Below are 22,167 nucleotides of genomic sequence, written 5' to 3'. Positions count from 1 at the left end.
CCGCTGGTCGCCGCGCTCGTCCGGCGCCGGTTCTCCCCGGTCACAGCGTGACCAGTTCCGTGTCCACGGTGTTGAGCCGCTCGACCCCGTCCGGGGTGCAGACCACGATGTCCTCGATCCGGGCGCCGTGCCGGCCGGCGAGGTAGATGCCCGGCTCGATGGAGAACGCCATACCCGGCTCGAGCGGCAGTTCGTTGCCGGCGACCAGGTACGGGTCCTCGTGCCCGTCCAGGCCGATGCCGTGTCCGGTCCGGTGCAGGAAGGCGGCGCCGTACCCGGCGTCGGCGATGATCTCGCGGGCGACCGAGTCCACCGCCTCGGCGCTGACCCCTGGCCGTACCGCCCCGACCGCCGCCCGCTGCGCCTCGTGCAGCACCCGGTAGTAGTCGAGGTAGTCCGGTGGTGGCGTGCCGATGACGTAGCACCGGGTGGAGTCCGAGCAGTAGCCGGACGGCATCGTGCCGCCGATGTCGACGACGACCGGCTCACCGACGCCGATCACCCGGTCCGAGGTGCCGTGGTGGGGACTGGCCCCGTTCGGCCCGCTGGCGACGATGGCGAAGTCGGCGGTGGCGTGGCCCGCTTCCCGGATCGCGGCCGAGATGTCCTCGGCCACCTGCGCCTCGGTGCGGCCGGGACGCAACCACTCGGCCATCCGCGCGTGTACCGCGTCGATCGCCGCGCCGGCGGCCCGGAGTGCGTCCACCTCGGCCGGCGACTTGCGCAGCCGCAGCGACCTCAGTACCTCGCCGGCCAGCCGCTGGGTGGCCTGCGGCAGCACGGCGCGCAGCGCGAGGACCTGCTCGGCCCACATCCGGTCACCCAGTCCGACCGCCCGGACAGGTCCGTCGAGCGCCTGGACCACCAGCGGGTACGGGTCGACGCCGTCGGGGTGGTCGACGATCCGTACGCCCGTGCGCGGGGCCGGCGACGCCTCTGCGGCCGGCCGTTCCAGGGTCGGTACGACCAGCGTCGGTTCGCCCGCCGCCGGCAGCACCAGGCAGGTGAGCCGTTCGAGCGCGTGGGCGTGGTACCCGGTGAGGTAGCGCAGATCGGAGCCGGGCGGAAGAAGCAGGGCGTCCAGGCCGGCCTCGGCCGTGGCCCGTTGCGCGGCGTGCAGCCGCTCCGGGGGATAGAGGTTTTCGTAACCCACGTCACTAGCTTAACGGTCGTTCGGGCGGGATCGATCGGCAGGACTCCGGCCGATTTCGCCGGCCGCCGACGGCCTCTTGCCCGCTTCGCCGACCCTCTCCCCGAGGCGTTCAGCCGACAATCGAAGATGTCTTGACAAGAAAAGTTGTCGGTGGGAGAGTCTTCCTATCGCCAGCGCCACCGCTGGAAGTTGGACCTCAGCGCAGCGACCAGAGGGAGCCCCTTATGACCGCCACCGCCATCACCCCGCCCAGCACCGCGATCCGGCCCGGGACCACCGGCCAGCCCGACGTCAACGTCCGGTCCGGCCGGCAGGTCCGGCGCTTCCGCCTCCTCGCCGTCGGCGCGGCGGTGCTGACGAACGCCGTGCTCTACTCGACCGCCCACGCCGTAGGCACCGACTTCGTGCTCACCGACCCGGGCAACCCGGTGTCACACCCGCTGATCCTGGCCGAGATCGTCGGGATCACCCTGGTGATCTCCCTGCTCGGCTGGGGCACGCTCGCCCTGCTGGAACGGTTCACCCGCCGGGCCCGGGCCATCTGGGGCGTCCTCGCGACCCTGGTCCTGGTGCTCTCCTTCGTGCCGCTCGGCATCGAACTCGCCACCGCGGACACCAAGGTCATGCTGGGCCTGATGCACGTCGTCGTAGCCGCCGCGCTCTTCCCGATGCTGCGGCAGCCCGCCGCACGGCGCTGAGCGCACCGCCCGCCCCTCGCAGCACCGGAAGCGCCGACCGGGCACCGACGGTCGGCGACTCCGAGCGGCCCGGACCCGACAGCTGGTACGCCAGCCGCCGGGATCCGGGCCGCTTCCCGCACCGCCGGTGCCCTCCGACCGGACCGGACGAGGCTGTGCCAGGCTGTCCGGGTGAACGACAGCCGCCCTCTGCTTCTCGTCGATGCCGCCAGCCTCTACTTCAGGGCCTACTTCGGCATTCCGGAGTCCGCCGCCAAGGCGCCCGACGGCAGCCCGGTCAACGCGGTACGGGGATTCCTGGACATGCTGGCCACGCTGATCCGCGCCCGTCGGCCGGACCGGCTGGTCTGCGCACTCGACTACGACTGGCGACCGGCCTGGCGGGTGGCGCTGCTGCCGTCGTACAAGGCGCACCGGGTGGCGCCCGAGGGCGGTGAGGTGGTGCCCGACACCCTCTCCCCGCAGGTCCCGCTGATTCTGGAACTGCTGGCGGCGATCGGGATTCCGGCCATCGGGGTGGACGGCTACGAGGCGGACGACGTGATCGGCACCCTCGCCGCCACCCAACCGGCCCCGGTGGAGGTGGCCTCCGGCGACCGGGACCTGTTCCAACTCATCGACGACGCCCGGCCCGTGCGCCTGCTCTACTGCGGCCGGGGGGTGGCGAAGCTGGAGGACTGCGACGACACCGCCGTCCGGGCCAAGTACGGCGTGCCGGCCGCCGGGTACGCCGACTTCGCCGCCCTGCGCGGCGACCCCAGCGACGGCCTGCCCGGCGTCGCGGGCGTCGGGGACAAGACCGCGGCCCGACTGATCGACCGGTACGGCAGCCTGGACGGCGTTCTCGCCGCGCTGGACGACCCGACGTCCGGCTTCGCCCCGGGGCTGAAGACCAAACTGAACGCCGCCCGGGACTATCTGGCAGTCGCGCCGAAGGTGGTCCGGGTGGCGCTCGACGTACCGGTGCCGCCGCTGACCACGACGCTGCCGGCGGCGCCGGTCGATCCGGACCGGCTACTCGCCCTGGCCGAGCAGTGGAACCTCGCCGGCCCGTGCCGCCGCCTGGTCGACGCCCTGGCCGCGAACGTCGCCGCCTGATCCCGGCCGGCGACATCGTCGCCCGCCGACCCCACCGGCCGAATCACCGGGACGCGGGACCCGACACCCCGGGGGGCGGGCCCGAACCTCAGGAGGAGCGTCGACCGCGCCGAGCGGGTGGCGGACCGGCCCGGCCGGCCGAGCGACCGGTCGCCCAGTCCGAGGTGGTCTGCGCTGCGGCCCGATCTGCGGCGACCCGATCCGCGGCGGCGCGCTCGGCGGCCCGGTCGGCCAGGTAGGCCGACGCCGCCCGGTCGTCCTCGGTCGGCGACGCGAGCAGCGCGTAGAACAGTACGAACGCGACGAAGATGACGATCAGCATGATCGGCAGCAACAGGGTGGAGCCGTTGGCACCGGCGGGAGCCGGTCCGGTCGGCTGTGCGTGGACGCCCATCGCCGCCATCCCGGTGTAGTGCATCCCGCTGACCGCGAACCCCATCACCACGGCCGCACCGGTCACGGCCCGGGATCCACGGACGTTGACCGCCAGCCAGAACGCCGCCGTCGCGGCGACCACCGCGATCAGCACCGAGGCGGCGACCAGGGACGGCGTGTAGTCGACCCGTCCCCGCATCCGCATCGCCCCCATCCCCAGGTAGTGCATGCCGGCCACGCCCAGTCCGGCGAACATCCCGCCGAGAACGAGCCTGGGCCAGGAGACCCGACCGAAGCCGACGATGAACAGCCCGATCCCGACGACGGCGACGGCGATCACCGCGCTCAGCACGGTGACCGGCACGTCGTACCGGATCTGGGTCCCGGCGACCCGGAAGCCGAGCATGGCGGTGAAGTGCATGGTCCAGATCGCCGTACCGCCGATCGCCCAGGCCGCGAGGCCGAGCCACCAGGCGCGGCGCCCCCAGGCCTGCGCCTCGCGGGCCCGTGCCGCACAGAGCAGCCCCAGGAACGAGCCGAGGACGGAGAGCCCGAAACTCAGGACGGGCGTGATCCAGCCGTACTGGAAGTGGTCGATCGTGGCCATGCTGATGATCCCCTTGGGCCGTTGACAACGGCGCTGTTCCGCACCCGGCACCTGATGATCACTTGCGGCTCGACCAGCCACAACGGAACTTCGGGCCCATCTGCGGGCCGAGCGGCCGTACGCAAGCGGTACGGAAGATCAACATGGGGATGAGCCGGTCTTGACCGACCGGGGTCGAGAACCATCCGAAGGGATGACTCAAGACCCTGGTCAGAGCCGCTTTCGGCGGCACCCCTCCGGTCAGCCCGGACGACTCAGGTCGCCCCGTGGTACGCGAGCACCCCACGGTTGATCGAGCCCATCGCCTGCCGCGCGGTCCCCCGCAGCTCCACGGAGGCCCCGGCGGAGTCGGCGACCTGACCGAGCAGGTCGACCACCTGCCGGGCCCACCGGACGAAGTCGCCGGCCGGCATGTCGCCGTCGAGGTTGTGCCCGCTGGCCAGCACCTTCGCCAACGGTTCGCCCTTGGCCCAGCGGTAGACGGGCCAGACGAAACCCAGGTCGGGTTCGCGGGTCGCCTCCAGCCCCCGGGACGCCTCGTCCGACTCCAGCTCGGCCCAGATCTTCAACGTCTCGTCCACTGCCGCCGAGACCACGCCCCGGGGCACCGAGGCCCGCTCGTCGGTGTCCCGCCGCGCCTCGTAGACCACCACCGAGACCGCGGCGGCCAGCTCCGACGGGGACAGCCCGGCCCAGACCCCCCGGCGCAGGCACTCCGCCACCAGCAGGTCGGCCTCGGTCCAGATCCGCCCCAGCATCCGGCCGGCGTCGGTCACCTCCCCGGAGTCCGACAGGTAGCCACGCGCGGTGAGGATCCCGCAGACCCGGTCGAACGTCCGGGTCAACGAGCCGGTACGCCCGGCGACCCGTTGACGAATCTCCGTGGTGTCCCGCTCCAGGCGCCGGCGGCGCTCCGCCCAGCGGGCGTGCTCCTCCCGGTCCGGACAGGCGTGGCAGGGGTGCCGGCGCAGTTCGGCGCGGAGCTGGCTGAGCCGGTCGTCCTCGCCACCGCCGCCCCGGGACCGGCTGCCGCGCCGCCCCGCCTGCCGGTCCAGTCCGGTACCGCTGACCGCGGCGGCCAGGTCCCGCCGGGCGGCCGGCGACCGGTGGTTGAAGTTCTTCGGCACCCGGATCCGGGCCAGCACCTCGGCCGGGGTGGTGAAGTCGCCGGGGGTGACCCGGCCGGCCCAGCGGTCCTGGGTGAGCACCAGCGGGCGAGGCTCACCGAACCCGCTGGCGCCCGGATCGAGCACCACGGCCAACCCGGCCCGCCGGCCCGACGGCACCCGGATCACGTCGCCGACCCTCAGCCGCTCCAACGCGGTCAGGGTCGCCGTCCTCCGCTGGTTCTGCCCCTGCCGGGCGAGGGTCTGCTCCCGGTCCGCGATCGCCAGCCGCAGCCCGAAGTACTCGTCGAAGTCCCCGAGATGGCAGCGAATCTCCGCGCCGTACGCCTCGACGGTCTCGACGTTGCGCTGCACCTGCCGAGCCAGGCCGACCACCGAGCGGTCCGCCTGGAACTGGGCGAACGACGACTCCAGCAGCTCGCGTGCGGGCGCCGCGCCGACCGACCCGACCAGGTTGACCGCCATGTTGTACGAGGGCCGGAAGCTCGACTTCAGCGGATACGTACGGGTGGAGGCGAGTCCTGCCACGTGCCGGGGGTCGACCTCGGGCGACCAGACGACGACGGCGTGCCCCTCGACGTCGATCCCCCGCCGGCCGGCCCGGCCGGTGAGCTGGGTGTACTCCCCCGGCGTCAGGTCGACGTGCGCCTCGCCGTTGAACTTGACCAACCGTTCCAGCACGACGCAGCGGGCCGGCATGTTGATCCCGAGCGCCAGGGTCTCGGTCGCGAAGACCGCCTTGACCAGACCGCGCACGAACAGCTCCTCGACCACCTCCTTGAACGCCGGCAGCATGCCCGCGTGGTGGGCGGCCAGTCCACGCTCCAGGCCGTCGAGCCACTCCCAGTAGCCGAGTACGGCCAGATCCTCGCCGGGCACGCTGGTGATCCGGCTCTCCACCACCCGCCGGATCTCGGTCCGCTCCTCCGGACTGGTCAACCGCAGCCCGGCGGCCAGGCACTGCTGGACGGCCGCGTCGCAGCCGGCCCGGCTGAAGAGGAACAGGATCGCCGGCAGCAGCCCCTCCCGGTCGAGCCGTTCGACGATGTCGGCCCGCAGCGGTCCACGCCAGCGTGGCCCCCGGCCGCCGCTGCGCCCCCAGCCCGGCCCGTGGGTACGGCCGTCCCCGAGTTCGAGCCGGCGCAGCATCTCCCGGGTGTAGCGCAGCAGTTCGGGATGCACGTCGTGCTTGCGGGCCGCGTCGGCGTCGTGGAACAGGTCGAACATCCGCCGGTTGACCAGCATGTGCTGCCAGAGCGGCACCGGGCGGTGCTCGCTGACCACCACCTCGGTCTCGCCCCGGACGGTGACCAGCCAGTCCGCGAACTCCTCCGCGTTGGAGACCGTCGCCGAGAGCGAGACCAGCGTCACGGACTCCGGCAGGTGGATGATCACCTCTTCCCAGACCCCGCCCCGGAACCGGTCCGCGAGGTAGTGCACCTCGTCCATCACCACGTAGGCCAGGCCGGTCAGGGTCGACGAACCGGCGTAGAGCATGTTGCGCAGCACCTCGGTGGTCATCACCACCACCGGCGCGTCGCCGTTGATCACGTTGTCCCCGGTCAGCAGCCCCACCTGGTCCGAGCCGTACCGGGCCACCAGGTCGTGGTACTTCTGGTTCGACAGCGCCTTGATCGGCGTGGTGTAGAAGCACTTCCGGGCCACCCCGCCGGCAGCTGGCGCACCGGCACCGGCCGGTCGGGTGGCGGCACCACCACCGGTCGCCGCGCCGACCCCACCGGCCGAGACGCCGTCGCCCGCATGCAACGCCAGATGCACCGCGAACTCACCGACGACGGTCTTACCCGCGCCGGTCGGCGCACAGACCAGCACACCACTGCCCCGCTCCAGGGCCTGGCACGCCTCCCGCTGGAAGTCGTCGAGGTCGAACCCGAGCTGCTGGGCGAACACGTTCAGGGCGGGAAAGGAATTGGCCTGCGCGGCCCGGCGGCGCGCCGCGGCGTACCGCTCGGCGGGGCTCGACATGACACCAAGATTAATGCGTAGTGCGAGGTCGTACCCCGGCAGGCCATACAGCGGCCCCGGTGGAGCCGCTCGGTAGGGTGCACGACGTGCCGGATCATGCCGAACCGCCCATGCCCCGTACGTCGAGCGGAACCTCCCACTCCGCCTCCGAACAGCCGCCCCGCCGGCCGGTCGACGCGGTGCTATTCGACTTCCATGGCACTCTCGCCCAGGTGGAGGACCCGGTCGCCTGGGTACTGGCCGCCGCCGCCGAGTGCGGAACGACACTGGAGCGCCCTCGCGCGACCGCGCTGGCCGACCGGCTGGTGATGGCCGGCCGCGCCGGTGGGCCGCTACCCGCCCGGGTGCCGCCGCACCTGGCCGAGGTGTGGGCGGACCGGGACCTGTACGGGCCCTCCCACCGGGCCGCCTACGTCGGGCTGGCCTCGACCGTCGACACCGGGGTGGACGGGCTCGCCGAGGCCCTCTATGAGCGGCTCCTGTCCCCCGTCGGCTGGCTCCCGTACGCGGACACCGCGGCCACCCTGCGCGCCCTGCGGAAGGCGGGTGTTCCGGTCGCGGTGGTGAGCAACATCGGATTCGACCTCCGGCCGCACTTCGACGCGTGGGAACTCACCGAACTGGTCGACGCGTTCGTCCTGTCGTACGAGGTGGGGCGCTGTAAACCCGACCCGGCGATCTTCCTGCGGGCCTGCGGAATGCTGGGTGTCGACCCGGAACGGACCCTGATGGTCGGCGACACCCCGGCCGACGCCGGGGCGGTCCGGGCCGGATGTTCCGCGCTGGTGCTGCCGGCGGCCGAGGCGGGCCGGGCGAACGGGCTCGCCGCCGCGCTCGACCTGGCGGTCGCCGAGGGCCGCTGACCGGGCCGCCCCGCACCGCCGAGCGGGGCCAGCGCCGGCAGGCGGCCCGAGGGCGCGGCGGTGTCAGCGCAGCAGGCGTACGGCCGCGGGAACGGCGGTCACGGTCACCGGCAGCGGCAGGGCCCGTTCGCCGTCCGCGTACCCGACGATGTCCTCGGCGACGAGTTCGACCGTCCGGGCCCGGGCGCTGTGCACCATCGGATGGTCGAGGTGGGTGCCCCGGTAGACCCGTGGCTTGATCCGGGTCAGGGTGGCCCGGCCGACCGGTCCGGCGTACACCACGTCGAGCAGCCCGTCGGTCGGGTCGGCCGCCGGGCAGATCCGCATTCCTCCGCCGTAGCTCGGGCAGTTCCCCACCGCGACCAGCACCGCCTCCAGCTCCTGGGGCACCCCGTCCAGCCGCAGCGTGTAGTGCCGGGGCCGGAGCCGGGCCAGTTCGACCAGGATGGCGAGGTCGTAGCGGCGCCGTCCCCTCGGCCAGGACATCCGGTTGGCCCGCTCGTTGACGAGCGCGTCGAAGCCGGCGGCCAGCACCGCGCCGTACCACCGGAGCGCCCCGTCCGGCCCGGTCATCCGGGCCAGGTCCGCCGGGCGGGTCCGGCCCGCGGCCAGCGCGGCGACGATCACGTCGGCCGCCGCGAGCGGATCGACCGGGAATCCGGTGCCGACCGCGAAGTCGTTCCCGGTACCGGCCGGCACCGGACCGAAGCCGACGTCGGTGCCGGCGACCGCCTGGAGCGCCAGGTGCACGGTGCCGTCGCCGCCGACCGTGACCAGGGCGGCGGCGCCGTCGGCGACCGCCGCACGGCAGGCCGCACCGGCCCGGGTGGCGGATCCGGCGTCGAGCAGATCCACCGGCCGCCCGGCCGCGCCGAGCCGATCCAGTACGGCCGGCAGCAGTCCCCGGTACCGCCCCCGCCCGGCCGTCGGATTGGCCAGCACGGCCACCCGGCCGTCCGGCAGCGGGCCGGCGGGCCCGGGGAGATGATCGTTCACGGTCACGGCCAGCACCGTACCGCTGGCCGTGACCGATCCGACAGGTCCGATCCGGTCAGGTCATGTCGTCGTAGCGCCGGTCGATCGGCTGCGGCGCCACGACGGAGCCCGGCGTCTCGATCGGCCCGACGGCATCGGCCCGCTCGCCGGCGGTGACCGGCTCCGGCTCGATGTTCAGTGGCGAGACCTCGTCGTCGTCCAGCCCGGCGTAGACCTCCTTGCCCCGGCCACGCCGTCGGTCGTTGATCATCGCCACCCCCACCGCCGCGAAGTAGAGCACGCAGAGGCAGAGGGCCAGCGCGGTCATGCCGAACGGGTCCGGGGTGGGCGTCACGATCGCCGAGAAGAGGAAGAACACGAAGACGGCGACCCGCCACCAGCTGAGCAACCGCCGACCACTGGCGATACCGACGAAGTTGAGCATCAGCACGATCAGCGGGAACTCGAACGCCACCCCGAACATCAGGATCATGTTGGTGACGAAGGAGATGTACCGGGTGATCTCCAGGGTGTTGGTGACGTCCTCGCCGGCCAGCCCGACCAGGAACTCCAGGCCCTTGGCCACCACGAAGAACGCCAGCACGGCGCCGGCGATGAACAACGGCGCCGCCAACGCGGTGAAGATGTAGGCGTACTTCCGCTCGTGCCGGTGCAGGCCCGGTGCGATGAACGCCCAGAGCTGGTAGAGCCAGATCGGCGCCGCGATGATGAGCCCGACCCAGAGCGCGATCTTGAGGTCGAGCAGGAGCACGTCCGCCGGACCGAGCTGGGTGAACTGGCACTTGCCGTTCACCGTCGAGCCGGGCAGGTCGCAGTACGGCTGCTGCAACAGGCCACGGACCCGACGAGCCAGCCAGAGGCCGAGGCCGAAGCCGACCAGGATGCCCACCGAGGCCCAGAACAGTCGGTTACGCAGCTCCCGCACGTGCTCGATGAGAGTCATCGAGCCGTCGGAGGCCCGCTCGAACTTGTTCGGACCGCGCCGGCGCAGAGCGAAGGCCACGGTAGCGAGCCCCGGTCAGTTGTCGCGCACGCGCTGCGGGTCGTTCACCGGCGCGGCGGGTGGCTGGTAGCCGGGCTGGTGGACGCTGCTCGGCTGGACCGTCGAGTCCCCAGGCAGCGGCTGCCGGCCGGCCTGGGCGTCGGCCTTCTCGGCCAGGTCCTTGTCGTCGTCCGCGAGGCTCTTGGTCTCGGCCTTGATGATCCGCAGCGAACGGCCGAGCGAGCGGGCCGCGTCGGGAAGCCGCTTCGCGCCGAACAGCAGGACCAGCACAGCAACGAGTACGAAGATGTGCCACGGCTTAAGGGCGCCCATGGAAGCTCCAGTTCGATGTTCGTCCAGCAAAGGGGTGTTCTGGGCCCATCGTACGTGTGTCGGGCGGGACTGCCACCCGCCAGGCTGATGACATTGCGACCCGGAGGGTGAAGTCTTGACCAACGTCGGGCATCCCGTCAACCGGGGAACGACACCGCCCGGCGGAAACGACCGGTCACGCCGCCCGAGCGGGACTACGGGGTCTCGCCGCGCTTGGCCTTGATCAGGGTGACGTGCCGCTGCATGGTGTCGACCTGCTGCTGCAGCGCCTCCGCCCGGTCCTGCACGGCGAACGCGACGCGTTGCAGATCCTCCGCCTGCTCCTGCCGTTGCTGCAACGCCAACGCGGCCCGTTGCAGGCGCGGAAGCCGGCTGAGCACCCGACGAATCGCCAACCCGAGCACCAAAAGCCCGACCAGGACGACCCCGAGCACGATCCACTTCACCACGCCGGTCAGCCTAGTGGCTACCGGCCGCGGCCGCCGGATCGGCGCTCCGGGTCGACCGGGAGCCCGACACCGGCCCGACCGCCACCGCGTCGACGCCCGGCAGCGCACCGACGGATGCCGGTCCGGGCTCGGCGGGCAGCGTGGCGTACGCGTCGAGCGCCGCCGCGGCCTGGTCGCGTACCTGCTCGGCGAGTTCCGGCGGCGAGACCACCGTGACGTCCGGCCCGAGGCCGAGCACGAATCGGCGGGCCCAGTCCAGATCGGTCACCCGCAACGAGACCAGCCACTCCCGCCCGGCCCCGTCGGCCGCCCCGTCGCCGGGTTCGACCCGCTCACACGGGTAGTACTCGGTGATCCACCGCCCGCCCCGGCCCACCCGAAGGGTCACCAGCGGCAGTTCGGCGGAGGGCTGGAAGATGCCGCCGCCGCTCAGGTCGTGCAGCCGGGCCTGGGGCGGCGCCACGGCCGGCTCGTCGAGTTCCACGAGGGCGTCGATCCGGTCGGCCCGGAACATCCGTACGGACTCCGCCCGGCGGCACCAGGCCTCGACGTACGCCAGGCCGCCGACCGTCAGCACCCGGATCGGGTCGATGGTGCGCTCGGTCGTCTCGTCCCGGGCCGCGGTGTAGTACGTGATCCGGAGCGCCCGTCGACGCTGCACCGCACCCCGCAGTGCCTCCACCCGATCGCCGTCCCCGGGCATCCGTACCGCGACCGGGGCGCCGGCGAGTTCGCCGGCCGCGTTCTCGATCTTGGCCAGGGCGCGCTCGATCGCGTCCCGGTTCGCCATCCCCGGGGTCTCGGCGAGCATCCGCAGCGCGACCACCAGCGCGAGTGCCTCGTCCGGGGTGAGCCGCAGCGGGCGGTCGATGCCGGCGTCGTAGGTGATGGTCACCCGGTCACCGTCGAACGCCATGTCGATCAGGTCGCCGGGGCCGTACCCGGGCAGCCCGCAGACCCAGAGCAGCTCCAGGTCCTCCCGCAGTTGCCGTTCGGTCACCCCGAGGTCGGCGGCGGCCTCGGCCAGCTCGATGCCGGGCCGGGCCAGCAGGTAGGGCACCAGGTTGAGCAGTCGGGCCAGCCGGTCGGCCGAGGCCCGCGCACCGCCGGACCGTTGCGCCGGACGAGTCACGCCGGCTCCTCCCTCTGGTCAGTCACCAGGGCACCCACCCTGCTCCACGCGTCTACGCCGACGTCCGCGCCACGACCACGTCGTCGTGCCGGGCGGCGATCTCCTTCAGCCGCTGGATGACGGCGTCCCGGATCTCCGGCGGGTCGACCACCCGCACATCGGGACCGTAGCCCACGAGCCTACTGGCCAGTGACTCGGCGTCGGCGTACGGCAGCACCAGCCGGTCGCCGTCCGGTCCGCTGGTCACCTCCCGGGCCCACCGGCGCAGCCCGGCCGCGCGACCGGGGCGGACCAGCACGGTGGCCCGACCGGACCGTTCGACCGGACCGGAGAACCGGGCGACGTGACTGATCAGGTCGACGCCCACCGGCGGCTCGAAGGCGTTCGCCTTGCCGAGCAGCCGGACCGCGCCGCCGACGATCCGGGACAGCCGGAAGCATCGGGCCGCCGCCCGGTCGAGATCATGACCGACCACGTACCACCGGCCGCGCCAGCAGACCACGCCCCAGGGTTGCAGCCGCCGGCTGGTCGGGGCGTCGCCCTCGGGCACCCGGTACTCGAAGGTGACCGTGCGGCGGTCCCGGGCCGCGGAGGTCAGCGGCGCGAACGCCGGGTCGACGGTGACCACGGGCTCCATCCCGAGGGTGGCCTGCGGGTCGACGTCGATGCCGGCGGCGCGCAGCTTGGCCAGCCCGGAGGAGGCCGCGGCGGCCAGCCCGGCGTGCCGCCAGAGCCGGGCGGCGATGCCCACCGCCGCCGCCTCGTCGGGTTCCAGCGGAATGTCGGGCAACGCGTACTCGCGGTGTGCGATCCGGTAGCCCGGCTCGGTGTCGAACGCGCTGGCCGTGCCGGTCTCCAGCGGCACCCCCAGCTCGCGCAACTCGGCCTTGTCGCGCTCGAACTTGCGCTGGAACGCCTCGTGGTCCCGAGGGTCGTCCGGATCATGCTCATAGCCGGGTACGGTCGCGGCGATCTGCGCGGCGGTCAGGAACCGTCGCGTGGACAGCAGGCAGATCACCAGGTTGACCAGGCGTTCGGTACGGGTCCGCGACACGACACAGACGCTAGCAGTGTCGGATCACAACGCGGGTACCCGCGCGGAGTCCCGGCCGGTCCGACGGTGCGACCGCCGGCCGGCTCATAGGCTGGCGCCATGGCGGAACGGGACGGCACCTCGGAAAGCCTCGGCACGGTGGTGGTGGCCGGGCTGGCCAACCTCGCGATCGCCGTGGCCAAGGTGGTGGCCGGAACCATCTCCGGCTCCGCCGCGATGCTCTCCGAGGGCGCCCACTCGGTCGCCGACACCACCACCGAGGTGCTGCTGTTCACCGCGCTGCGCCGGGGCGCCCGGCCCGCCGACCCGGAGCACCCGTTCGGGTACGGCAAGGAGAGCTACGTCTGGGCGTTCATCGCCGCGATCTTCACCTTCGTGGTTGGCGCCGGCTTCTCGATCACGCACGGGATCAACACCGTACGGAGCGGGGTGCACAGCGGGGAGTACCTGATCTCGTACGTCGTACTGGCGATCTCGTTCGGAATCGAGTCGGTCTCGCTGGCCCGGGCCGTCCGGCAGATCCTCCGGGCCTCCCGAAAGCGGAACATCACCCCCGCCCGGTTCCTGCGGCACACCGCGGACACCACGATCAAGGCGGTGTTCCTGGAGGACACCGCCGCGCTGATCGGCATCTCGGTCGCCGCCGCCGGTCTCGGCCTGGCCCAGCTCACCGGCGACGAACTCTGGGACGGGCTGGCCTCGATCGTGATCGGCCTCCTGCTCCTGGTCGTCGCCGCCATCCTGGCCCGCAGCAACATCTCGCTGCTGGTCGGGCGGGCGGTACCGCCGCAGATGTACACGGGGATCTACCGCGAACTCTCCTCGCTGCCGATGGTGGACCGGGTCGACACGCTGCTGACCATGCACCTCGGCCCGGACGACATCCTCGTCGCCGCCAAGGTCGACTTCCGGGACGAGGCGACCGGGGCGGAGATCGAGGCGGGCGCCGACCAGGCCGAGCGGCAACTCGTCGCCCGCTACCCGAACATCCGGTACGTCTTCCTCGACCCCACCCGGACCCGTCAGCCGTAGCTGCCGGACGGGGCCGGACGATGGCGCCCGGACGGCCGCCGACTACCCTGCCGGCCATGGTGCGATGGCGGTCCGGCACGGTCACGACGCTCCGGCGGCACTGGGGCGGTGCGGTCGAACTCGACGTCCGGCAGAGCGACGGCGTCGTCGTCCGGGCGCTGGCGTACCCGGAACTGGTCGGCACGCCGGAGCCGGGCGACCGGGTGCTGCTCAACGTGGGCGCGCTGGTGATGGGGCTCGGCACCGGCGGGTACGCCCTGGTGGTGGCCCTGCCGGACCGGCTGCCGGCCGACCCGCCCGACAACGGCCACACCCGCGACGGTGGGCACCTGGTCAAGGCCCGTTACACGCCGCTGCAACCGATCGTGCTCGGCGTCGACGAGGAGGCCTCACCGCACCGGGCGGCGCTGGCCGACGCCGACGGCCTCGACGGGCTGCCGGTGGTCACCGCCGACCTGCACTCCGCGCTGCCGGCGATCGTCGCCGGGATCCGGGCCGACGCGCCCGGAATCCGGATCGCCTACCTGATGACCGACGGCGGCGCCCTGCCGGCCTGGTTCTCCCGGACCCTGCACGGGCTGCGCACCGAACTCGCCGGCACGGTGACCGTCGGCCAGGCGTTCGGCGGCGACCTGGAGGCCACCAACCTGCACAGCGGCCTGCTCGCCGCCCGGCACGTGCTCGACGCCGAGGTGGCGATCGTCGCGCAGGGTCCGGGCAACCTGGGGACCGGCACCCGGTGGGGCTTCTCCGGGGTCGCGGTCGGTGACGCGGTCAACGCCGTCGCCGTACTGGGCGGTCATCCGGTGGGTTCGCTGCGGATCTCCGGCGCCGACCCCCGCCCCCGGCACCGTGGCCTCTCGCACCACAGCGTCACCGCGTACGGCCGGGTCGCGCTGGCTCCCGCCGACCTGGTGCTGCCGACCGAACTGCCACCGGACCTGGCCGCCGAGGTGGAGGCGGCACTCGTCCCGCTGGCCGAGCGGCACCGCGTCCTCCGGGTGGCCGTGGACGGGCTCGACGAGGCGCTGCGGGCCACCCCGGTCCCGCTCTCCACGATGGGCCGCGGCCTGGACGCCGACCACGCGTACTTCCTCACCGCCGCCGCGGCCGGCCGGCACGCGGCCAGCCTGCGCTGACCGGGTTCGACCGGCACGCCGCCAGCGTGCGCTGCCCGGATTCGACCCGCACGCCGCCGGCTCTGCCCCGGCTGACCCGTCTGACGTGGCGACGGGTCAGCTCAGGAACACCAGGGCCAGCCAGCCGGCCACGACCACCACCAGTGCCACCGTCAGCACCCAGGTGGGCACCTTGTACTCGCCACGGCGGTTGCGCTCGATCTCCTCACGGATCTTCGCGCGCCGCCGCTCGACACGGTTCTGTCGCACCTGCTCGGGGCGGCGGTGCTCGCCCTCGTCACGACCGGATTCTGGATGCGTCATAGCGGGGGCCAGAATAACGAACGCCCGTCCGGCCCCGCCCGGATGCCCCGGTCACATGCTGGCGATGAGCCGCTCGACCCGCTCGTCGTACGCCCGGAACGGGTCCTTGCACAGCACCGTGCGCTGCGCCTGGTCGTTCAGCTTGAGGTGTACCCAGTCGACGGTGAAGTCCCGGCGCTTCTCCTGGGCGTGCCGGATGAACTCGCCCCGGAGCCGGGCCCGGGTGGTCTGCGGCGGCGTCTCCTTGGCCTCGAAGATCTCCGGGTCGGTGGCGATCCGGTCGACCTGCTTACGCCGTTCCAGCAGCCCGTACAGGCCGCGTCCCCGGCGCAGGTCGTGGTAGGCGAGGTCCATCTGGGCGATCCGGGGATGCGAGAGCGGCAGGTCGTTCTTGCGCTGGTACTTCTCGATCAGCTGAAGCTTCGTCACCCAGTCGATCTCCCGGGAGACCGTGTCCAGGTTGCCGTTCTCGACGGCGCTGAGCACCCGCCCCCACAGCTCGACGACCCGCTTCGCGGTCTGGTCGCCGCCCCGGCGCTCGACGAACTCGGTCGCCTTCGCCAGGTATTCCTGCTGGATCTCCAGCGCGCTGATCTCCTTGTTCGAGGCCAGTCGCACCTTCCGGCGCCCGGTGATGTCGTGCGAGACCTCCCGGATCGCCCGGATCGGGTTCTCCAGCGACAGGTCGCGCATCACCACCCCGGCCTCGATCATCCGCAGCACGATGTCGGCGCTGCCCACCTTGAGCAGGGTGGTGACCTCGTTCATGTTCGAGTCCCCGACGATGACGTGCAGCCGTCGGTAGCGCTCGGCGTCGGCGTGCGGCTCGTCCCGGGTGTTGATGATCGGCCGGCTGCGGGTGGTCGCCGAGGAGACGCCCTCCCAGATGTGCTCGGCCCGCTGGGACAGGCAGTAGACCGCCCCGCGCGGGGTCTGCAGCACCTTCCCGGCCCCACAGATCAACTGCCGGGTCACCAGGAACGGGATCAGGACGTCGGCCAGCCGGCCGAACTCCCCGTGCCGGGAGACCAGGTAGTTCTCGTGGCAGCCGTACGAGTTGCCGGCCGAGTCGGTGTTGTTCTTGAACAGGTAGATCTCGCCCGCGATCCCCTCGTCGTGCAGCCGCTTCTCGGCGTCGACCAGCAGACCCTCCAGGATCCGCTCGCCGGCCCGGTCGTGGGCGACCAGGTCGGAGACCGAGTCACACTCGGGGGTGGCGTACTCCGGATGGGACCCGACATCGAGGTAGAGCCGGGCACCGTTGCGTAGGAAAACGTTGCTCGATCGTCCCCAGGACACCACCCGACGGAAGAGATACCGGGCGACCTCGTCCGGAGACAGTCGCCGTTGACCGCGGTAGGTGCAGGTGACGCCGTACTCGGTTTCAAGGCCGAAGATTCGCCGCTCCATGGTTGGAGATTAGTCGCCCGGAGCCGTGCGTGGTCAGTGTCGGGACGTGGCGTTGCGCGGATCTGCCCCCGGTGCGGGTACGGATCGCCCCGAACGGCCCACCGCGCGGCGCCGGCCAGCCCTCGTACCGCCGGCCGGACGGGTCACCGGCCGGGATCCTCGAGGATGCCGAAGAGGTACTCGCCGTAGCCGCTGCGGCTCAACGGCTCGGCCAGTTCGCGCAGCTGGCCGTCGCTGATCAGCCCGCTCCGCCAGGCCACCTCCTCGATGCAGCCGACCTTCAGCCCCTGCCGTTCCTCGATCACCCGGACGAACTCGCCGGCCTGCATCAGCGAGGTGACGGTGCCGGTGTCCAACCACGCCGTACCCCGGTCCAGGGCGGTGACCTTGAGCCGGCCCGCCTCCAGATAGGTCTGGTTGACGGCGGTGATCTCCAGTTCGCCCCGGTCGCTCGGGGTCAGGCCCCGCGCGATCTCGACCACGTCGTTGGCGTAGAAGTAGAGCCCCGGCACCGCATAACGCGACTTGGGCTTCTCCGGCTTCTCCTCGATCGACAGTGCCACCCCGTCGGCGTCGAACTCGACAATTCCGTAACCCTCGCAGTTCGCCACGGGATAGGCGAAGATTCGTCCGCCCGCCGGTGCATCGTTGAGGGCCAGACTCCGCCCCAGCCCACCGCCGTAGAAGATGTTGTCGCCGAGAATCAGGGCCACCGGCTCACCCGCCAGGAATTCCTCGCCGAGCAGGAACGCCTGGGCGATTCCGTCCGGGCTCGGCTGCGTGACGTACTCGAGCCGGAGTCCCCACTGGGCACCGTCGCCGAGCAGCCGCCGGAACTGCGCCTGGTCGTCGGGGGTGGTGATAATGAGGATTTCCCGTATTCCGGCCATGACCAGAGTGGACAACGGATAATAGATCATCGGTTTGTCGAAAACCGGCATAAGCTGTTTTGAGACCGCCTGGGTGATCGGCCACAGCCGCGAGCCGGTGCCGCCGGCCAGCAGGATTCCGCGCATTCGCGCAGGCTACCGGGGTACGGCCCGGCGTGAAGTCGGCTCGCCGACAATCCTATGCGGCCGAACTCACCGGAGAACGCGTAGACTTCCCAATTCATGAGGATCCTCGTAACCGGCGGAGCCGGATTCATCGGTTCCGAATATGTTCGGATGGTGCTCACCGGTACGGGCCCCCGACTCGCGCCGAGCGCGGTCACCGTACTGGACAAGCTCACCTACTCCGGCAACCTGGCCAACCTCGATCCGGTCCGCGACGACCCCCGGCTCCGGATCGTGGTGGGCGACATCTGCGACCCGGCCGTGGTCGACGCGGCGGTGGCCGGCCACGACGTTCTCGTGCACTTCGCCGCCGAGTCCCACGTCGACCGCTCCATCCGCAGCGCGGCGCCGTTCATCACCACCAACGTGCTCGGCACCCAGACCCTGCTGGACGCCGCCCTGCGGCACGGCACCGGCCGGTTCGTCCACGTCTCCACCGACGAGGTCTACGGCTCGATCGACTCCGGATCCTGGACCGAGACGTGGCCGCTGGCACCCAACTCGCCGTACGCCGCCGCCAAGGCCGGTTCCGACCTGCTCGCGCTGGCGTACCACCGCACCTACGGGATGGACGTGGTGCTCACCCGCTGCTCCAACAACTACGGCCCGTACCAGTTTCCGGAGAAGGTCATCCCGCTGTTCGTCACCAACCTGCTGGACGGCGGCAACGTGCCGCTCTACGGCGACGGCGGCAACGTCCGGGACTGGCTGCACGTCCACGACCACTGTGTCGGTATCGCGCTGGTCCAGGACAAGGGCCGGCCGGGCGAGATCTACCACATCGGTGGCGGCACCGAACTGACCAACCGCGAGCTGACCGCGCGACTCCTGACCGCCTGCGACGCCGACTGGGACCGGGTCACCCCGGTCGCCGACCGGCTGGGCCACGACCGACGCTACTCGCTGGACATCACGAAGATCAGTGAAGAACTCGGGTACGCCCCGCAGATCGGTCTCGAGCGCGGGCTCGCCGAGACGGTCACCTGGTACCGGGACAACCGGGCCTGGTGGGAGCCGCTCAAGGCGCGACCGGGCGACGAGGGAACGTGGCGACCCGACGTGGCGACCCGTTGACCACCACCGGCCGGGCCCGGCCGGGCCGGCAGGCCGGCTCCTGCGCGTGGCTGGTCACCGGGGCGGGCGGGATGCTGGGCCGGGACCTGGTAGCCGTACTCTCGGCGCGGCCGGACGCCCGGGTCACCGCCGCCCCCCGGGCCGAACTGGACCTGACCGACCCGGCGGCGGTCCGGGCCGGGGTGCGCGGTCAGCAGATCGTGGTGAACGCGGCCGGCTGGACCGACGTGGACGGAGCCGAGAGCCAGGAGGCCGCCGCCACCGCGGTCAACGGTGCCGGCGTGGCCAACCTGGCCCGGGCCTGCGCGGAGGCCGGCGCCCGGCTGGTGCACGTCTCCACCGACTACGTCTTCGGCGGCGACGCCACCCGGCCCTACCCGGAGGACGCCCCGACCGCTCCGATCAACGCCTACGGCCGGAGCAAACTGGTCGGCGAACTCGCGGTGGCCCGGCTGCTGCCGCGCACCGGATACGTCGTCCGGACCGCGTGGCTGTACGGCGCGCACGGCCCCAACTTCGTCGCCACGATGCTCCGGCTGGCCACCGAACGGCCGCAGCTCGACGTCGTCGACGACCAGCTCGGTCAGCCGACCTGGTCGTACGCCCTCGCCGAGCGCCTGGTCGACCTCGGCGCGGCGGCCTGGCGCGGCGACGCCCCGGCCGGGACCTACCACGGCACCGCCGCCGGCCAGACCACCTGGTACGGCCTGGCCCGCGAGATCTTCGTCCGTGCGGGCCTGGACCCGGAGCGGATCCGGCCGGTCGACAGCGACCGGTTCCCCCGACCCGCCCGACGGCCCGGCTACAGCGTGCTGGGCCACGCGGGCTGGGCCCGGGCCGGCCTGCCCCCGCTGGCGGACTGGCGGTCGCTGCTCGCCGAGGCGTTACGGCCGAGCGGCCCGGCGGTGGTCACCACCGGGCCGCCCGGCTCGGAATCGCTCGTCCGGGGCTGACCCCGCTACTTGGCCGGCTTGGCCTTGCCCGGCTTGTCGTCCCCGTTACCGGTGTCCTTGCCCGACTTCGCCTTGTTCTCCAGGTCCGCGGAGGCGGCCGACTCGGTCGGCTTGTCCGGGCCCGGGGCCGGCGGCTTCGGATCCGTTGCCTCGGTTCCGGCATCCTTGGCGGGCGAACCACCGTTGAGCAGCGCGGTCAGCGGTGCACCGGTGATCCGCCGGAAGGTACGGCCGACCCGGCGGCGGTCCAGGATCGCCACCTCCAGTTGGCTCGCGGCGATGGTCCGGGGTGCTCCGCCCTCGCCACCGACACTGCCCAGCGCCCGTACGGCCAGCCGGACGGCGGCCTCGAGCGACATGTCGGGTCGGTGGTCCTCCTTCAACGCCCCGGTCACCGCCTCCGCCTGGCCGCCCATCGCCATCCGGCCGGGCTCGTCGTTGACCGAACCGTCATAGGTGATCCGGTAGAGCTCGTCGTCCTCCGGCGTGCTGGCCACCTCGGCGACGCAGATCTCCACCTCGAACGGCTTGGACTGCTCGGTGAAGATCGCCCCCAGGGTCTGGGCGTACGCGTTCGCCAGTGCCCGGCCGGTGACGTCCCGCCGGTCGAAGCTGAGGCCGGTGGTGTCCGCCATCCGTACGCCCGCGCGGCGCAGGTTCTCGAACTCGTTGTACCGGCCGACGGCGGCGAAGGCGATCCGGTCGTAGATCTCACTGACCTTGTGCAGGGCGCTGGAGAGGTTCTCCGCCACGAAGAGCACCCCGCCCTCGTAACTGAGCATCACGGCGCTCCGGCCCCGGGCGATGCCCTTGCGGGCCAGCTCCGAGCGGTCGCGCATGATCTGCTCGGGTGAGGCGTAGAACTGCATGGCCACGGCGGCGGTTCTCCTTAGCGGTTCTGCTGACGGCGGACTGCGGATCTGCGGCGGCGTCAGCCGCCCGGGTTCTCCATCCGGGCGGCGACCACGGCCTCGGCGACCGTTGCCGCCTCGGCGTCGGAGAGCCGGTTGGTGCCCTCCGCGGTGGCCGTCATCACGACCGGGTAGATCCGGCGGCTCAGGTCGGGGCCACCGGTGGCGCTGTCGTCGTCGGCGGCGTCGTACAACGCCTCGACGGCCACCCGGATGGCCTCCTCGGTGCTCATCCCGGGGCGGTACCGCTTCTTCAGGGCCGACTTCGCGAACAGCGAGCCCGAGCCGATCCCGTCGTATCCGACCTCTTCGTAGGGGCCACCGGCGACGTCGAAGCTGAAGATCCGACCGGCCCGGGCCGGGTCGACGGCGGCCAGGTCGAAGCCGGCGAAGATCGGAATGACCGCGAGTCCCTGCATCGCCGCGCCCAGGTTGCTCCGCACCATCGCGGCCAGCCGGTTCGCCTTACCGTCGAGGGAGAGCATCGCTCCCTCGATCTTCTCGTAGTGCTCCAGTTCCACCTGGAACAGCCGCACGAGTTCCATCGCGATGCCCGCCGTGCCGGCGAACCCGACCAGCGAGTGCGCGTCGGCCGGGTGCACCTTGCGCATGTCACGGCTGGAGATCAGGTTGCCCATGGTGCCGCGTCGGTCACCGGCCATCACGACGCCGTCGACGGTGGTCAGGGTGACGATCGTGGTGGCGTGCGGAACGAGGCCGGTGGCGGAGCCGGGCGGCAGCGGCCGGCGACCGGGCAGCAGGTCGGGGGCTGCCGCGCTCAGGAACTGGGTGAAGGAGGACGTCCCCACGTTGAGAAACACGTCGGGTAGACGCCCGCTTGGATCAAAAGCCGCTGCCACGTGCTTCCTCTCAGGTATCTCATCGCATCGCCCCGATCCTCCGCGTCAACGCAGAACCGGTCGAGGCCACCGTTGCGGTTGAAGCAGAGTATCCTCCGGATCCCACCGGCGCGATCATCGTGGTCCTCGTGTTGCGGGCCGGTGGGACACGGCCTCCTGGACCGGTCCGGCGCGCTCGCCGGCCACCGAACCCCGGTGCCGGGATCGGTGGCCTCGACTCCACGGAACGGGCCGGCGCCGAGGATCTCCCGGCCCGGTACGCCGTCGGCCAGCGACGACGAGGGCCGGGCCGGATCCGCCGACGGCGCCTACTGGCCGCCCTTCTGGACGTAGCCCCGGACGAACTCCTCGGCGTTCTCCTCCAGCACGGAGTCGATCTCGTCCAGCAGGTCGTCGACGTCCTCGGTGATCTCCGCGTGCCGCTCGGCAACCTCGGGGTTCGCCTCGGTCGTGACCTCGTCGACCTCCTCGTCCCGGCGCGACTTCCCGGGCTGCGTCTGACCACCGGTGTCACGAGTAGCCATCTGGTGCCTCCTCCACGATCGCCTGCGAGAAACTTACCTCGGATGGACGACGA

22 protein-coding genes are annotated in these 22,167 nt (G+C 72.1%); 7 read left to right on the top strand and 15 right to left on the bottom strand.

Going from position 1 to position 22,167, the window contains the following annotated elements; genetic code table 11:
* Positions 1 to 40 precede the first annotated feature (40 nt).
* Complete coding sequence (locus tag H4W31_RS29760; protein ID WP_192769669.1) at positions 41 to 1,153, bottom strand: M24 family metallopeptidase; 1,113 nt, start codon at positions 1,151 to 1,153, stop codon at positions 41 to 43.
* A gap of 224 nt (positions 1,154 to 1,377) precedes the next feature.
* Here H4W31_RS29760 and H4W31_RS29755 point away from each other — a divergent pair, with 224 nt between their 5' ends.
* Both H4W31_RS29755 and H4W31_RS29750 read left to right on the top strand, forming a co-directional pair.
* The gene (locus H4W31_RS29755) at positions 1,378 to 1,851 is read left to right on the top strand and encodes a DUF6069 family protein (protein ID WP_192769668.1); all 474 of its coding nucleotides are present in this window, start codon (positions 1,378 to 1,380) and stop codon (positions 1,849 to 1,851) included.
* 171 nt (positions 1,852 to 2,022) lie between these two features.
* A complete protein-coding gene (locus H4W31_RS29750) occupies positions 2,023 to 2,949 on the top strand; it encodes a 5'-3' exonuclease (protein WP_192769667.1) in 927 nt (308 codons plus the stop codon).
* Positions 2,950 to 3,037: 88 nt separating this feature from the next.
* On the opposite strand, the gene H4W31_RS29745 is transcribed toward H4W31_RS29750, so the two are convergent.
* Both H4W31_RS29745 and H4W31_RS29740 read right to left on the bottom strand, forming a co-directional pair.
* Complete coding sequence (locus H4W31_RS29745) at positions 3,038 to 3,931, bottom strand: MHYT domain-containing protein (RefSeq protein WP_192769666.1); 894 nt, start codon at positions 3,929 to 3,931, stop codon at positions 3,038 to 3,040.
* 254 nt (positions 3,932 to 4,185) lie between these two features.
* Entirely contained in the window at positions 4,186 to 7,044 is a 2,859-nt protein-coding gene (locus H4W31_RS29740; RefSeq protein ID WP_192769665.1) for a DEAD/DEAH box helicase, read from the bottom strand.
* 86 nt (positions 7,045 to 7,130) lie between these two features.
* Between H4W31_RS29740 and H4W31_RS29735 the strand changes: the two genes are divergently transcribed.
* A complete protein-coding gene (locus H4W31_RS29735; protein ID WP_404825630.1) occupies positions 7,131 to 7,907 on the top strand; it encodes an HAD family hydrolase in 777 nt (258 codons plus the stop codon).
* Between the two features lie 63 nt (positions 7,908 to 7,970).
* Here H4W31_RS29735 and H4W31_RS29730 read toward each other — a convergent pair whose 3' ends face one another.
* The 6 genes from H4W31_RS29730 to H4W31_RS29705 all read right to left on the bottom strand — a co-directional run bounded on the left by H4W31_RS29730 (position 7,971) and on the right by H4W31_RS29705 (position 12,853).
* On the bottom strand, positions 7,971 to 8,909 hold the full coding sequence (locus H4W31_RS29730; RefSeq protein WP_318783472.1) for a diacylglycerol kinase family protein: 939 nt from the start codon (positions 8,907 to 8,909) through the stop codon (positions 7,971 to 7,973).
* Between the two features lie 49 nt (positions 8,910 to 8,958).
* Positions 8,959 to 9,906 carry a twin-arginine translocase subunit TatC gene (gene tatC / locus H4W31_RS29725; protein WP_192769663.1) on the bottom strand — a complete coding sequence of 316 codons (948 nt, stop codon included), beginning with the start codon at positions 9,904 to 9,906 and terminating at the stop codon, positions 8,959 to 8,961.
* Positions 9,907 to 9,921: 15 nt separating this feature from the next.
* Positions 9,922 to 10,218, bottom strand: a complete 297-nt coding sequence (gene tatA, locus H4W31_RS29720; protein WP_192769662.1) for a Sec-independent protein translocase subunit TatA — start codon at positions 10,216 to 10,218, stop codon at positions 9,922 to 9,924.
* Between the two features lie 194 nt (positions 10,219 to 10,412).
* On the bottom strand, positions 10,413 to 10,667 hold the full coding sequence (locus H4W31_RS29715; RefSeq protein WP_192769661.1) for a hypothetical protein: 255 nt from the start codon (positions 10,665 to 10,667) through the stop codon (positions 10,413 to 10,415).
* A gap of 10 nt (positions 10,668 to 10,677) precedes the next feature.
* Positions 10,678 to 11,799 carry a helix-turn-helix transcriptional regulator gene (locus tag H4W31_RS29710; RefSeq protein ID WP_192769660.1) on the bottom strand — a complete coding sequence of 374 codons (1,122 nt, stop codon included), beginning with the start codon at positions 11,797 to 11,799 and terminating at the stop codon, positions 10,678 to 10,680.
* Positions 11,800 to 11,851: 52 nt separating this feature from the next.
* On the bottom strand, positions 11,852 to 12,853 hold the full coding sequence (locus tag H4W31_RS29705) for a helix-turn-helix transcriptional regulator (protein WP_192769659.1): 1,002 nt from the start codon (positions 12,851 to 12,853) through the stop codon (positions 11,852 to 11,854).
* 99 nt (positions 12,854 to 12,952) lie between these two features.
* Between H4W31_RS29705 and H4W31_RS29700 the strand changes: the two genes are divergently transcribed.
* Complete coding sequence (locus H4W31_RS29700; protein WP_192769658.1) at positions 12,953 to 13,885, top strand: cation diffusion facilitator family transporter; 933 nt, start codon at positions 12,953 to 12,955, stop codon at positions 13,883 to 13,885.
* Positions 13,886 to 13,941: 56 nt separating this feature from the next.
* Positions 13,942 to 15,024, top strand: a complete 1,083-nt coding sequence (locus H4W31_RS29695) for a DUF3866 family protein (protein ID WP_192769657.1) — start codon at positions 13,942 to 13,944, stop codon at positions 15,022 to 15,024.
* A 96-nt stretch (positions 15,025 to 15,120) separates the two neighbouring features.
* Here H4W31_RS29695 and H4W31_RS29690 read toward each other — a convergent pair whose 3' ends face one another.
* The 3 genes from H4W31_RS29690 to rfbA form a co-directional block, all read right to left on the bottom strand.
* Complete coding sequence (locus H4W31_RS29690) at positions 15,121 to 15,327, bottom strand: hypothetical protein (protein WP_192769656.1); 207 nt, start codon at positions 15,325 to 15,327, stop codon at positions 15,121 to 15,123.
* Positions 15,328 to 15,378: 51 nt separating this feature from the next.
* Positions 15,379 to 16,737 (bottom strand): Pup--protein ligase, encoded by a 1,359-nt coding sequence (pafA, locus tag H4W31_RS29685; RefSeq protein ID WP_192769655.1) that lies wholly within the window; start codon positions 16,735 to 16,737, stop codon positions 15,379 to 15,381.
* A 143-nt stretch (positions 16,738 to 16,880) separates the two neighbouring features.
* The gene (rfbA, locus tag H4W31_RS29680) at positions 16,881 to 17,753 is read right to left on the bottom strand and encodes a glucose-1-phosphate thymidylyltransferase RfbA (protein ID WP_192769654.1); all 873 of its coding nucleotides are present in this window, start codon (positions 17,751 to 17,753) and stop codon (positions 16,881 to 16,883) included.
* A gap of 96 nt (positions 17,754 to 17,849) precedes the next feature.
* Here rfbA and rfbB point away from each other — a divergent pair, with 96 nt between their 5' ends.
* Positions 17,850 to 18,866: a dTDP-glucose 4,6-dehydratase gene (rfbB, locus tag H4W31_RS29675; protein WP_192769653.1), complete on the top strand. Its 1,017-nt coding sequence runs from the start codon at positions 17,850 to 17,852 to the stop codon at positions 18,864 to 18,866.
* A gap of 50 nt (positions 18,867 to 18,916) precedes the next feature.
* The gene (rfbD, locus tag H4W31_RS29670; RefSeq protein WP_264084224.1) at positions 18,917 to 19,819 is read left to right on the top strand and encodes a dTDP-4-dehydrorhamnose reductase; all 903 of its coding nucleotides are present in this window, start codon (positions 18,917 to 18,919) and stop codon (positions 19,817 to 19,819) included.
* A gap of 5 nt (positions 19,820 to 19,824) precedes the next feature.
* Here rfbD and prcA read toward each other — a convergent pair whose 3' ends face one another.
* The 3 genes from prcA to H4W31_RS29655 form a co-directional block, all read right to left on the bottom strand.
* Positions 19,825 to 20,694, bottom strand: a complete 870-nt coding sequence (gene prcA, locus H4W31_RS29665) for a proteasome subunit alpha (protein ID WP_192769652.1) — start codon at positions 20,692 to 20,694, stop codon at positions 19,825 to 19,827.
* 56 nt (positions 20,695 to 20,750) lie between these two features.
* Complete coding sequence (gene prcB / locus H4W31_RS29660) at positions 20,751 to 21,590, bottom strand: proteasome subunit beta (protein WP_192769651.1); 840 nt, start codon at positions 21,588 to 21,590, stop codon at positions 20,751 to 20,753.
* 308 nt (positions 21,591 to 21,898) lie between these two features.
* On the bottom strand, positions 21,899 to 22,114 hold the full coding sequence (locus tag H4W31_RS29655) for a ubiquitin-like protein Pup (protein WP_192769650.1): 216 nt from the start codon (positions 22,112 to 22,114) through the stop codon (positions 21,899 to 21,901).
* Positions 22,115 to 22,167 lie beyond the last annotated feature (53 nt).

The sequence above is a fragment of the Plantactinospora soyae genome (assembly GCF_014874095.1).
GTDB lineage: Bacteria > Actinomycetota > Actinomycetes > Mycobacteriales > Micromonosporaceae > Plantactinospora > Plantactinospora soyae.
Note: the sequence above shows the minus strand (reverse complement) of the source record. Positions and strands in the feature narration are given on the sequence as shown.